The following is a 12,890-nucleotide window of genomic DNA, read 5'->3' as shown; positions in this document are numbered from 1 at the left end:
GCTCAGGCGAACGACTTGCCCTCGATCCAGTACGCCTGGGACTTGACCGACTTCTTCGGCAGCCTGTACTCACCCTTGAACAGCCCGGCGACAGCGCGGGTGCTCGCCGAATCCAGTGCGACCCAGCCGAAGTGGTCCGAGGCGTCGAAGACCCCGTCGCGGACTGCGTCGACCAGCGCCGCACCGTTGCGCTCGCGCGGGATCCAGTGGACGGTGTCCTGTTCGCGGGCGCGCAGCGGCAACGACTTGTCGCTCTCGTGCTGGTACTCGAACCAGACGGTCGCCGCGGGCGACGCCGGACCCAGGGAGTCGAGGAGTGAGTTGATGGCGGGCAGCGACGCGGTGTCCCCGGCGATGAGCCAGCCGGCAGGCGCCGGATCGGGCACCGCGAACTTGGAGCCCATCAGGGTTGCGCCGACGGTGTCTCCCGCCTGCGCCCGCTGGGCCCACCGTGCCGCCGTACCGTCGTGGATGGCGAACTCGATGTCGAACGAGTCCGATGCTGGGTCCGGGTCGACGAGGGTGTATCCGCGCTGGTGCATCTTGCCGCCGTCGGCGAACCAGAGCCGCACCCACATCGTCGGGTGCGGGGCACGATCGGTGAGCAGTCCGCCACCGTTGAAGCGAAGGCGCAGATAGTGATCCGTCACGGACTCGGTTCCGGTCACCGTGAACGTGTAGTCGTCGGCGCCCATCAGCTTCATGACCGCGCCCTGCCAGCCGCGGCCCTTCGTCGACGTGTCGCTCATGTGCACTTCCTCTCTCTACAGTGCCTCTCCGGCCCGGCGACCGGGCCGAAGAGGCACTGTCATTCTCGTGGCCATCGGCAGGACACGATGCACCACGGAAAAATTCGGACCTATGCGAAGGTGCCGTTCTCGACCATCTGCCGGGTCTCGAGGCGACGGATCTTCCCCGATGTGGTGCGCGGGACAGAATCTGGCGCGACGAAGATGACCTCGGCCGGCATGATCCCGCACGCGGAGGCGACCTCCGAATTGACCTCTGCGCGGGCCTTGTCGGGATCGGCGCCCTTGTACTCGGCGAGGATGACCAGGCCCGGACGAGCCGACCCCTCGCCGCGCGCCATGGCGACGACGCCGCCGCGTCGCACACCGGCGACCTCGGCCGCGGCGCGCTCGATCTCGATCGGGAACAGGTTGCGTCCCGCGACGATGATGACCTCCTTGGCCCGGCCACAGATCACGAGACGGTCGTCCACGAGGTAACCGAGGTCGCCGGTCGAGAACCATTCACCCGGACCGAGGTCGGCGTTGCCGAGGTAACCGCGCATCATCGAGGTGCCGCGGATCTCCACGTGACCGACGTTGCGCCCGTCGATCACCGGCACGTCGACGTTGGGTTCGACGATGCGAACCTGCATGCCGCCCAGCGGCTTTCCGAGAATCGCGTAGCGACGACGGATGGGCTCACCGCCACCGGGCGGGGTGACACTGACCTCGTCGTAGTGTGCGCCCTCGCCGACCGCGGGCATCGTGACCGCACAGGCGGACTCGGCCATGCCGTACGCGGGGGCCGCGGCCGCGCGCTCGAAACCGAACGGGGCGGTCGCCTCGAGGAACTTGTCGAACGCGTCGGCGTCGATCGGCTCACCGCCGCTGATGGCGACCCGCAGATGCGACAGGTCGATGTCGCGCAACAACTTTCCGTATCGACCGAGGATGTCGTAGGCGAAGTTGGGTGCAGCGGTGACGGTCGTCTTGGTCTCGGTGAGCCACTGCATCCACTTGAACGGCGCAGCCGCGAACGCGGTGTTCGGAACGATGTAGGTCGAGATACCCGTCGTCATCCCGGCCAACAGGAACATGAGGCCCATGTCGTGGTAAAGCGGCAGCCAGCTGAACCCGGTGTCGCGCGTGCGGTGCAGGCCGAGGCGACTGACCAGTTCGATGGCGTTGGAGTAGACGGCGGAGGCGGGCAGCACGGCGGTCTTCGGGTCGCCGGTGGAACCGGCCGTGCCCTGCAGGACGGCGACGGTGTTGCCGTTGACGTTACGGGCGACGAAGTCGGTGGTGTCGGCGCCGAGACCGTATTCACCGACGCGTGCGATGCGCAGGCGGTCCTCGACCTTCGACAACAGGTCGAGTTGCGTGCCGCTGCCCAACACCGTCCCCACCCCGATGGAGATGAAGCGGGTGTAGGTGTTCTGCGCCCAACGCTCCTCATCGGCGCCGCGGATCGGACCGGGAAGGATGCTGACGGGCACCCCGGCGAGCCAGGCTCCCTGGATCGCGGCGATCAGGTCGACGGTGGGGTCCCCGATCAGTCCCAGCGCCTGGGGCTCGTGCAGCTCGCTGTCGGCGAGCAACTGGACCGCGATCTGCTCGGCGCGTGCATGCACCTCACGCCAGGGCGCCGTCACCCATTCGCCCGTGTCGGAATCCAGGACGGAGAGGCTGGTGTCTCCGGCCAGCATCGCCTCACGCACGGTGGCCGCCAATGCATTGGTCGAGCCCGCTTCCTCCAGGATCACGCTGTTCTGCGACATTCTCGTTCCCGTCTTCGCCAACCCGTGGCGTCGGTCTACTGGTTGATGTCCGGTCTGGGTCGAGACCGGATGGGTCATACCGCGTGCCGTCCCCGACCGCCGGTATCGCGAACAGAAGCGTTCGCTCTATTTGGGTAGGGTAGCCTAATCTTTCTCGGGCACAAGACCCGACGCCCGTCGAGGAGCGTGCGTGATTCATGTCATCCGATGAGACCACTCGCGAGAACTTAGGCTAACCTAATTTTCGTTGCGAGGGGGAAGCCTGACGGCGATGCCCAAGGATTGGGCGGAGCGGGTAGTTAGTATAACCTACCCTAAATGCGGGTTCCCCAGCCTGAGTAAGAATGTCCCCGAACTGCGAGAGGCACGCCGGCTGATGGCCACGAATTCCCAGACCACGGTCCTCACCTCCTCGGCAGATGTCGTCGCCGAGGTCGCCACGGTCCTAGGCGTGGCGCCGGAATCGATCGACCCGGATCAGGACCTCATCGCCCAGGGACTCGACTCCCTGCGGATGATGCGACTTGCGGGGACATGGCGTAAACGGGGCATCGACGTCGACTTCGCCCGTCTCGCCGCACAACCCACCATCACGGCCTGGACGAGCATCGTCACCGGCACCCCGACGGAGACGACCACCGCTGCCACGGGTGACCCCGGCCCCGATGTCCGCGTCGAAGTCGCCGCCACCCTCGGGGTCGACCCCGAATCCGTCGACGTCGACGCGGACCTCATCGCCCAGGGACTCGACTCTCTCCGGATGATGCGACTGGCCGGCACCTGGCGTAAACGGGGCATCGACGTCGACTTCGCCCGTCTCGCCGCACAACCCACCATCACGGCCTGGACGAGCATCGTCACCGGCACCCCGACCGAGACAACCGCCCCCACCGGCCCTGGGGCCGAATCCCCCGCTCCCGACGGGCCTTTCCCGCTCGCGCCCATGCAGCACGCCTACTGGATCGGCCGGTCGGGCACGCACGCGTTCGGCAACGTCGCCGCCCACCTCTACATCGAGTTCGACGGTCGCGACATCGACCCGGACCGTTTCAGGGCGGCGATGGCCGCCCTCATCGAGCGCCACCCCATGCTACGCGTGCGGGTGCTGCCCGACGGCACCCAGGAGGTCGGGCCCGCACACCCGGAAGCCATTGCCGTGCACGACCTCCGCACGCAGTCGCCGGAGATGGTCGAGCAGATCCTGGGCGAGAAGCGCAACCACGGTACGCACCGCACCCTCCCGGTCGAGGAGGGCGCGGTCATCCGCGCCGAACTGAGTCTGCTGCCAGGTGGTTCGGCGCGGGCCCACCTCGACGTCGACATGATCGCCGCCGACGCCATGAGCTACCGCGTCCTCGTCGACGACTTCGCGCGCCTCTATCGCGGTGAGACACTCCCCGATCTGGGAATCACCTTCGCGGCGGTCACCGCCGATCGCACCGCGCGCGAGGTCGCCGCCGACGACCGCGCCTGGTGGCGTGAGCGGATTCCGTCGATGCCCGGGCCTCCCGAACTACCGCTGGACGACAAGGCCGCGCGCGGCGAGGCCGAGCCGCACACCGTCCGTCTGCATCACTCGCTGTCAGCGTCGGACTGGAAGCGACTCGAGGAGCACGCACATCGTCGAGGTGTGACCCCGGCAGCGGCTGTCGCCGCGGTGTTCGCCGAGGCCGTCGGCACGCATTCGGCGAGTCCACGCTTCCTCCTCACCGTTCCGCTGTTCGACCGCCCGCAGGTCCATCCGGACGTCGAGCAGGTGGTCGGCGACTTCACCTCCTCTCTCGTCATCGGCGTGGACCTGACCGAACGGGCGACCCTCGCCGAACGCGCCCGCCAGATGCGGACGTCGATGCACGAGGCCGCGGCCCATGGCTCGATGAGCGGCCTCGACGTCCTGCGCGAGCTGAGTCGCGAACGCGGCGAACCGGTGGTGTCCCCGATCGTCTTCACGAGTGCGCTCGGACTCGGTGATCTGTTCTCGCAGCAGGCGACCGACGTTCTCGGCGATCCCGCATGGATCGTCTCGCAGGGCCCGCAGGTCCTGCTCGACGCGCAGGTCACCGAAGTCGCCGGCGGTCTCCTCCTCAACTGGGACGTCCGCGCCTCCGATCTCGAATTGGGTACCGCGCGTTCGATGTTCGATTACTACGTGCGCCTGCTCGGCCTGCTGGTGGACGGCGATTGGGATGTACCGGCGCCGGATCCGGTGTCTGCTGACCTGCGCGCGCAACGACTCTCGGTCGAGACACCGCTGCCCGCCACCGGGCTCTTCGACGGAACCCTGCACGGCACCGTCTTCGCACACGCCGCCGATCGTGCCGCCGACCCGGCGGTGATCACCGACAGCCGCACATGGAGTCACGGCGACCTCGCCGACGACGCACGTCGCGTGGCCGGTGCGCTCATCGCCGCAGGGGTGCGCGTCGGCGACACGGTGATCGTGAACCTGCCCAAGGGCGGGGAACAGGTCGTCGCAGCGCTCGGCGTGCTGGCCGCCGGAGCCGCCTACGTCCCGATCGCACCGACCCAGCCGCAGGCACGACGCGACCGCATCGTCGAGGTGGCGACCCCGGCGGCGGTGATCACCGACTCCCCCGGCGCCTGGGACCTGAGCGGAGACACCACTCAGACCTCTAGTGGCACAACAGTTCTCACTCTCGACAAGGCGCGGGAATCCGAGCCCGTCGAGCCCGTCGAGCTGGCGAGCGACGCGCTCGCCTACGTGCTGTTCACCTCTGGTTCGACGGGCTTGCCCAAGGGCGTGGAGGTCCCGCATCGCGCCGCCGTGGCCACCATCACCGATCTGGTCGACCGGTACGCCATCGGCGCCGACGACCGAAGCCTGCAGGTGTCGTCGCTGGAGTTCGACCTGTCGGTGTTCGACATCTTCGGACTACTCGCAGCCGGCGGGGCCGTGGTCGTGCCCGGCGACGACGAGCGGACCAAGGTCGACGACTGGGCACGTCTGCTGACCGGACAATCGGTGAGTGTCCTGAACTGCGTGCCGTCGATCCTCGGCATGCTCCTCGACATCGCTCCCCTGCCCGACTCCCTCCGCATGATCATCATGGGCGGGGACAAGGTCGAGGTGTCGTTGCTCGACCGCGTCGCCGCGCAGTTGCCGGACTGCCGGGTCGCCGGTCTCGGCGGCACCACCGAGACGGCGATCCACTCCACCATCTGCGAGGCACCGGACGTCCCCTCCGGGATGGCCTTCGTGCCCTATGGCATTCCGCTGCGCGGGGTGCGCTGCCGGGTGGTCGACGACCTCGGCCGCGACCGTCCCGATCTCGTCCCCGGCGAGTTGTGGATCGGCGGTGCGGGGGTCGCCGACGGCTACCGGGCCGACCCCGACCGCACCGCCGACCGCTTCGTACTCCACGACGGCGAGAGGTGGTATCGCACCGGCGATCTGGCCCGATACCTGCCGGGCGGATTCCTGGACTTCCTCGGCCGGGCCGACCACATGGTCAAGGTACGGGGTTACCGTGTCGAACTCGGCGAGGTCGAAGCCGCGCTGCTGGGGCTGGCCCAGGTCGGCGCCGCGGTGGCCTGGTCGGACGGACGAGACCTCCGCGCGGCCGTGGTCCTGACGGAAGCAGCGACCGTTGACGAGGCCGGACTCCGCGATGCGGTCGCCGAAGCGCTACCGCCGCACATGGTTCCGCGATCGGTCGGCATCCTGGACGCCTTCCCGCTCACCTCCAACGGCAAGTACGACCGCAAGGCGATCGCCGCCGGTGCGGACACCACGGACGACGAGGCCGATGCCGTGGCGCCGCGGACCCCGGTGGAGCAGGCGCTCGCGCTGATCTTCGGCGAGGTCCTGGCGGTTCCCCCGCGCAGTGTCACCGAGGACTTCATCTCCCTCGGTGGCGACTCCGTACAGGCGACACGGGTGGTCGCCCTGTCGCGACAATGGCTCGACACCCCCGGGTTGTCCGTCGCCGACGTCTTCACCCGCCGCACCATCGCCGGCCTCGCCGAGCGGATCGTCGAATTCGACGGCACGCGAGCGACCTTCGTCGCCGAGACCTTCCTCGAGATCATGCAACTCAGTGACGAACAGGTGGAAGCCGAAATCGGGCGCGGCTAACGCGTCCGGACTCCGCCGGCCATCAGCACAGCGAATCATCTCCCAGAGCAAAGGCATCATGACCATTTCCTCCGCCCCGACCTACGACCTGCACTCGGTCGATCTCGACGACGTGTCGCACGCCGCGACCGTCCACGGATGGCTCACCCATCCCAAGGCCAAGTACTGGGACATGCTGGAGAGCTCGGTGGCCGACGTGGAGAAGATGATCCGCGACAGCGCCGAGGCCACCGCCGGCACCCCGTACGGGATGCGCCTGGGCTATCACGACGGAGCTCCGCAGTTCCTGTTCGAGCTCTACGACCCCGCCGCGAGTGAGCTGGCCGACCCCTCGAGCGGATACGTCCCCGCCGACGGCGACATCGGCATGCATCTGCTCGTCGCACATGCCGAACAATCCCTGCCCGGTTTCACCGGCGCCGTCATGCTCCACATCATGCGGACCGCGATCCTCGAGGTCGGCGCGGCGCGCGTGGTCGTCGAACCCGACGTCCGCAACAAGGCCGTGCACCGCCTGAACGCGAGTGTCGGATTCCGCGTCGACGGCGACTACCCGGTCGGCAACAAGACCGCACACCTCAGCTACTGCACGCGCGCCGACTTCCTCGAAGTGACCGACAACGGCAGCACCGTCGGCGCCGTCGAGGTCACGGACCTGGGGGCGTAATTCCGTTGACCATCCAGGAATTCGCCGTGCGCACCGCCGGCGCATCGGGTCCCCCGACGTACCGCCAGGCGTACCACACCCGCATCGCCAAGAAGATCCTCGCCGAGTTCTCCCACGAGCGCGCGCTCACACCGGTCGAGACCGGCGCCGGCACCTATACCGTCCGCTCCGTCGACGGCCACACCGAGTACCGCTTCCGTGCCGAGCGATTGGCGTTGGACAGCTGGGCCATCGACGAATCGTCGCTGCGCCGCGTCCGGAACGGCGAAGACCTCCCGCTCGACGCGATCGCACTCATCGTCGACCTGGCCCCCCTCCTGGGCATCGGTCCGCAAGCGCTGCCCGAGTATCTCGAGGAGTTCATCAACACCCTCGCCATCAGTACCGAGCGTCCCGACGAACGACGCGTCGCCGCTGCCGATCTCGCCCGGTCGGACTTCCAGACCATCGAGAAGACCATGACCGAGGGCCACCCCTGCATCGTCGCCAACGCCGGGCGGCTCGGCTTCAGCGCCACCGACATCGAGCGTTACGCCCCCGAGGTCGGCAACCACTTCCGGCTCGTATGGCTGGCCGCACGTCGTGAGGACTGTGACGTCGCAACCGTCAGCGACGTCGACTACGACGCCATGCTCGTCGCAGAGCTGGGCGTCGACACCCTCGAAGCTTTCGCGGACGTGCTGCGCGACAAGGGTTGTGATCCCGGCGACTACCGGTACCTGCCGGTTCATCCGTGGCAGTGGGCGGAGAAGGTCCAGAAGTTGTACTCGGCCGACATCGCCGACCTGCGGATCGTCGAGGTCGGTGAGAGCCCCGACCTGTACCAGGCTCAACAGTCGATCCGCACGGTGTTCAACGCCACCACGCCGTCGCGCAACTACGTGAAGGTCGCCCTGTCGATCGTGAACATGGGCTTCACGCGGGGAATGTCGGCCGACTACATGCGGACGACGCCGCTGATCAACAACTGGGTCCGAGGGCTCGTCGCCGACGACCAGTACCTCGCCGCGATCGGGTTCGAGATGATCTTCGAGGTCGCGGCCATCGGTTACCGCAGCCCGACGTTCACCCCGATCACCCAGCCCGGCTCGGAATATCGCAAGATCCTGTCCGCGCTCTGGCGTCAGAGTCCGGTGCCCATGGTCGCCGCGGACGAGCAGTTGTCGACGATGGCGGCGCTGCTGCACGTCGACCACCTCGGTGATCCGCTCGTCGGCGCCTTCATCGAGAGGTCCGGGGTCCCGGCCTCCGAGTGGCTCCGCCGGTACCTCCGCACCTACCTGCACCCCATCGCCTACCTGCTCTACCGGTACGAACTCAAGTTCAGCCCGCACGGCGAGAACCTGATCCTCGTTCTCGCCGAGGGCATCCCGGTACGCGCCATCCTCAAGGACATCGGCGAGGAGGTGTCGGTCTTCGGCGAGGCGGCGGGTCTGCCCGAGAACTGTGCGCGGGTGCGCACCACCGAGCCCGACGAGATCCGCAATCTCGGGGTCCTGTCGGACGTCTTCGACGACTTCCTCCGCCCGCTGGCCGAGATCCTGCACACGCACGGCATCGTCGACGACACCGAGTTCTGGTCTCTTGTGGGCGAGAGCCTGCGAGAATTCGTCGCCGCTCATCCCGAGCTCGAGGACCGGTTCGCCCGCTGGGATCTGTTCGCGCCGGACTTCGGCGCCGTGCACATGAACGGTCTGCAGTTGCGCAACAACAAGCGCATGGTCGACATCGAGGACTCCTACGCGTCCCTGATCGACGCCGGCCACCGGTTGGCCAATCCCATTGTTGTTCAAGGCGGTCGGTGATCGAAGTGAGTTCCACCCAGCTGAACGACCGACCGGACGTCGAGATCCTGCGCGACACGCACGGCATCCCGCATGTCCTGTCCTCGAGTGCGATCGGCGCACTCTACGGACAGGGCCGCGCCTGCGGGCAGGACCGCCGCTGGCAGATCGAGTTCATGCGGCTCCGCGCCGAGGGTCGCACCGCCGAGGTCTTCGGCGAGTCCTGCGTCGAATGGGACACCTTCGCGCGCCGCGCCCGGCTCGACGCCGCGGCGAAACGGATCTTCGAGGCGTCGTCCGATCGGACCCGAAGTCTCATCAGCGCCTACGTCGACGGCGTGAACAGCACCCTCGACGACATCGATCCCGACTGTGCAGCACCGGAACTCGAAGCACTCGACCACCGGGCTCGGCCGTGGCAACCGTGGACCCCGATCTCGGTCTTCATCATGCATCACGTCTTGTTCGGCCGGTTCACCACCAAACTGTTCCGTCTCCACGCCTGTCGCACCCTCGGTCTGGACGCTCTGCGGTTCTGGGACTTCGAGACCCGCGAAGTGGACCCGACCGTGCCGGCGATGCCCGACCAGGCGTTCCTGGACCAGATCCTGGACCTCACCCGGCCCGCGGCACCCGACCGACCCGCCCCCGCCATCGATCTCGGCGACCCGATGTCCGGCAGCAACGCGTGGGGAGTGTCGGCCGAGCGGAGTTCCACCGGCTCGCCCATCGTGGCCGGGGACCCCCATCGCTTCCTCGAACTGCCGGGCATCTACCAGCAGTTCCACCTGGCGTCGACGGATCCCGCCGCGCCGTTCGACATGGCGGGTTTCGCCTTCGCCGGCGTCCCGGGTGTCCCCCACTTCTGCCAGGGGGACGACATCGCCTGGGGCATCACCAATGCCATGGGTGACTACCAGGACCTGTTCATCGAACGGTTGACTCGGAACTCCTCCGGCGAGGTGCTCGTCGAGACCCCCGGCGGGGACCGCGTCCACGCGACGGTCCAGATCGAGTCGATCGCCGTCCGAGACGCCGAAGCCGTGCCCGTGCAGGTGATCACGACGCCGAACGGCGCAGTCGTCTTCGGCGGCCCGGACGAGGCGTTCGCGATGAGCCTGCGCTCGCCGCTGCTCTCCGAAGAGGTCACCTTCGACGCGCCGATCGACCTGCTGTTCGCGCGGACGATCGCCGATGTCGAAGCCGCGCTGACCAACTGGGTCGAACCGGTCAACCGAGCCGTCATCGCCTCGGCCGACGGAACGGTCGCCACCCACGTCGCGGGCCGGGTGCCCGTGCGTGCACCGGAGAACTACTGGCTGCCGGTTCCCGGTTGGGACGACCGTTATCAGTGGCGGGGTTACGACACCGGTTCGCTGGGCGACCCCGATTTCGACGCGACCCTCCACGGCGGCGTCACCGTCACGGCCAATCAGCGGTTGTCGGATGTGCTGCCCCTGCAACCCGTCACCAGCGAGTGTGTGGAACCGTTCCGCGCCGACCGGATCACGACCCGCCTCGACGAACTCGATTCCGTCAGCCCCGCCGACTGCGGCGACATCCAGGGCGACATCCGTCTCGAACAGGCCGAGTCGGTCCAGCAGTTGCTCTCCCGCATCCGCGCGCAGACACCGGAGGCCGAGGACATCCGACGACGTCTCGTCGCCTGGGACCGCACGATGGATGTCGAGAGCACCGACGCGTACCTGTACGCCGAGTTCCGCACCCAGCTCGTACTGGGGGTCGCGAGCACCGATGTGCTCGCCCCGCTCCGCGGGCCCCACGGGTTCCCCGCGGTCTTCCAGCCCTGGTTCGTCCCGGAGCCGCGCCTCGCGACCGCCCTGACATCGGTGGTCGCCAACACCGCTGGGATCGGCATCGACATCGAATCCGTGGCGGTCACCGCCCTGGACGCCGTCGTCGCCCGGATCGCGGCGTTCGGGGCGACGCCGACCTGGGGCAGTGTCCACCTCCTCGCGCCGATCCACGGGTTCGACCTCGTCGGCGCCTCGCCGCAGTACCCGGAACTGTTCGCCGGCCTCCGACCCACACCGCTCCCGCTGGCCGGCGACGCCGAATGCGTCTTCGCCAACGCCGCGGCGGTCGGTACCCACATGTGCATCACCGGTGCCGCCGCACGATTCGTGTGGGATCTCGCCGACCGTGGTGCGAGCAGGTGGATCGTTCCGCTCGGGGTCAGCGGCGACCCGCGGTCCGAACACTTCCAGGATCAGGCCCCGCTGTGGGCCCGGGGCGAGCTCGTCACCGTCGTCCGGGACTGGGACGCACTGCGCGCCGCAGCGGATTCCATCGCCACATCGACCGAGGGAGAGCCATGCCTGCGCTGACCGAAGCGCGACTGACGTTGCTGCGCCGCCGGATCGCGGCGAGTACCGACACCGACACCGCCGCCGACAACGGGCCCCGCACCGCCGACATGCCGTTCGGGGAGTTCGGCATCGCCGAGCGCCGGATGTGGCGGATCTACGAGCTCGATCCGGAATCGTTGTCGCACAACATCGGTCTGGTGCTGGAGTTCAGCGGCAACCGTTCCGTGCGTTCGGTGGTGGACTCCGCCGAACTGCTGGTCGAACGATGCGACGTGCTGCGCTCGGTCGTCGAGGTGGACGCCGCGGGTGTGCCGCGGCGCCGCGCCGTGGACCGCGCGGGGTCCTGGGACGCCACCGAATCGGTGTGGACGTGGGGCACGCCCGCTGCCGACGCAGCGGCCACCGAAGCGGCGGGCATCGATGCGATCGCCACGGGCCTCACCCGGGCCGCGTTCGACCTCACCGCCGAACCTCCTGTCCGCATGCGTGTCTCGGGATCGGACGGCAACGTCACCATGATCCTGGTGGTGCATCACCTGGCGGTCGACGACACGTCGTGGCCATTGCTCCTGGGCACCCTGGTCTCGGGCTCGTGGCCCGGCGACACCGCCGCCGAGAACCGGCCGGAGACCCCCGACGCCGAGGCCGCGACGGACGCCGCCGAACGCGCGGTGCGTCACGCGCTCGACACCTGGGCAGCCGACGATGTCCGCCACCCGTTCACGGGTGCACTTCCCACCGAGAGTGCCGCCGAGAGCTGGCTGTCGCCGATGGACGACCGGGCGGGCGTCAAGGTCGCGGCTCCGGTTGCCGGCGACTCGCTCGCCGCCTTCGACCGCGTGTCGCAGACCGTCGGCGCCACCCCGAACGCGTTGTTGATCGGGATCTGTTCGCTGGCGGCGTTCGCACTGACCGGTGCGGCCGATCACGTTCTCGTCGTCCCCGCCGACAACCGCAGACGCGAACAGTCACCGCAGTACATCGGATACTGCGGCAACATCATTCCAATGCGGTTCCGCGTCGACCCGGCGGCGACCGTCGAACAGTCGCTACGCAGCGCGGCAGCGGAGATCTACCGGTCGATGGAGCACTCCGGCACCGACTTCGGTCCCGTCCTGACCGCACTGCGGCAGGGGGGCGGCAGATTCCCGGTCATGGAGATCATGGCCTCCGTTCGCCCGGCTCCGCTGCGCGGTATCCCGCAACCCGCCGATGCGCCCGTCACCTGCCGGTCGGTGTTCCACGGGATCGCGAACTATCCGCTCTCCATCGCCTTCGAGGCCGACGACGACGCCACGCACGTCGAGGTCGACCATCAACCCGGCGTCGTTCCCGACGAGATCGCGTCGCGGAGCACCGAGGTGCTGACGACCCTCGTCGACCTGGTCCCCGATTCGCTGGACCTCACCGTCTCGGAATTGCTGAACGCACTCGACGAGCGCGTCGCACAGAAACTCATCGTCCGATGACCGGCCACCCGCCGCATCACACCGCACCAGATCCA

At 68.3% G+C, this 12,890-nt stretch carries 7 protein-coding genes; 5 read left to right on the top strand and 2 right to left on the bottom strand.

Annotated elements, in window-relative coordinates; all coding sequences use genetic code 11:
- Nucleotides 1-2: 2 nt before the first annotated feature.
- Together MAY35_RS13335 and mbtM are read right to left on the bottom strand one after the other, a co-directional pair.
- Nucleotides 3-749, bottom strand: a complete 747-nt coding sequence (locus MAY35_RS13335) for a siderophore-interacting protein (RefSeq protein WP_238421768.1) — start codon at nucleotides 747-749, stop codon at nucleotides 3-5.
- 110 nt (nucleotides 750-859) lie between these two features.
- Nucleotides 860-2,509, bottom strand: a complete 1,650-nt coding sequence (mbtM, locus tag MAY35_RS13330; protein ID WP_238421767.1) for a long-chain-fatty acid--ACP ligase MbtM — start codon at nucleotides 2,507-2,509, stop codon at nucleotides 860-862.
- A 376-nt stretch (nucleotides 2,510-2,885) separates the two neighbouring features.
- Between mbtM and MAY35_RS13325 the strand changes: the two genes are divergently transcribed.
- From MAY35_RS13325 to MAY35_RS13305, 5 genes are read left to right on the top strand one after another with little or no spacing between them, the layout of a single operon-like run.
- Nucleotides 2,886-6,605 carry an amino acid adenylation domain-containing protein gene (locus tag MAY35_RS13325; RefSeq protein ID WP_238421766.1) on the top strand — a complete coding sequence of 1,240 codons (3,720 nt, stop codon included), beginning with the start codon at nucleotides 2,886-2,888 and terminating at the stop codon, nucleotides 6,603-6,605.
- Between the two features lie 58 nt (nucleotides 6,606-6,663).
- The gene (locus MAY35_RS13320) at nucleotides 6,664-7,272 is read left to right on the top strand and encodes a GNAT family N-acetyltransferase (RefSeq protein WP_238421765.1); all 609 of its coding nucleotides are present in this window, start codon (nucleotides 6,664-6,666) and stop codon (nucleotides 7,270-7,272) included.
- Nucleotides 7,273-7,277: 5 nt separating this feature from the next.
- Complete coding sequence (locus MAY35_RS13315) at nucleotides 7,278-9,077, top strand: IucA/IucC family siderophore biosynthesis protein (protein WP_238421764.1); 1,800 nt, start codon at nucleotides 7,278-7,280, stop codon at nucleotides 9,075-9,077.
- A gap of 5 nt (nucleotides 9,078-9,082) precedes the next feature.
- On the top strand, nucleotides 9,083-11,404 hold the full coding sequence (locus tag MAY35_RS13310; protein WP_238421763.1) for a penicillin acylase family protein: 2,322 nt from the start codon (nucleotides 9,083-9,085) through the stop codon (nucleotides 11,402-11,404).
- Complete coding sequence (locus MAY35_RS13305; protein ID WP_238421762.1) at nucleotides 11,392-12,855, top strand: condensation domain-containing protein; 1,464 nt, start codon at nucleotides 11,392-11,394, stop codon at nucleotides 12,853-12,855. The genes MAY35_RS13310 and MAY35_RS13305 overlap by 13 nt, the downstream gene beginning before the upstream one ends.
- Nucleotides 12,856-12,890 lie beyond the last annotated feature (35 nt).

The sequence above is a fragment of the Gordonia sp. 'Campus' genome (assembly GCF_022206305.1).
Classification (GTDB): domain Bacteria; phylum Actinomycetota; class Actinomycetes; order Mycobacteriales; family Mycobacteriaceae; genus Gordonia.
The sequence above is the reverse complement of the archived record's forward strand: the minus strand, read 5'-3'. Positions and strand labels throughout refer to the sequence as shown.

Coding starts and splice junctions, on each gene's coding strand:
- MAY35_RS13335 (WP_238421768.1), bottom strand. CDS start 749: ATGAGCGACACGTCGACGAAGGGCCGCGGCTGGCAGGGCGCGGTCATG.
- mbtM (WP_238421767.1), bottom strand. CDS start 2,509: ATGTCGCAGAACAGCGTGATCCTGGAGGAAGCGGGCTCGACCAATGCA.
- MAY35_RS13325 (WP_238421766.1), top strand. CDS start 2,886: ATGGCCACGAATTCCCAGACCACGGTCCTCACCTCCTCGGCAGATGTC.
- MAY35_RS13320 (WP_238421765.1), top strand. CDS start 6,664: ATGACCATTTCCTCCGCCCCGACCTACGACCTGCACTCGGTCGATCTC.
- MAY35_RS13305 (WP_238421762.1), top strand. CDS start 11,392: ATGCCTGCGCTGACCGAAGCGCGACTGACGTTGCTGCGCCGCCGGATC.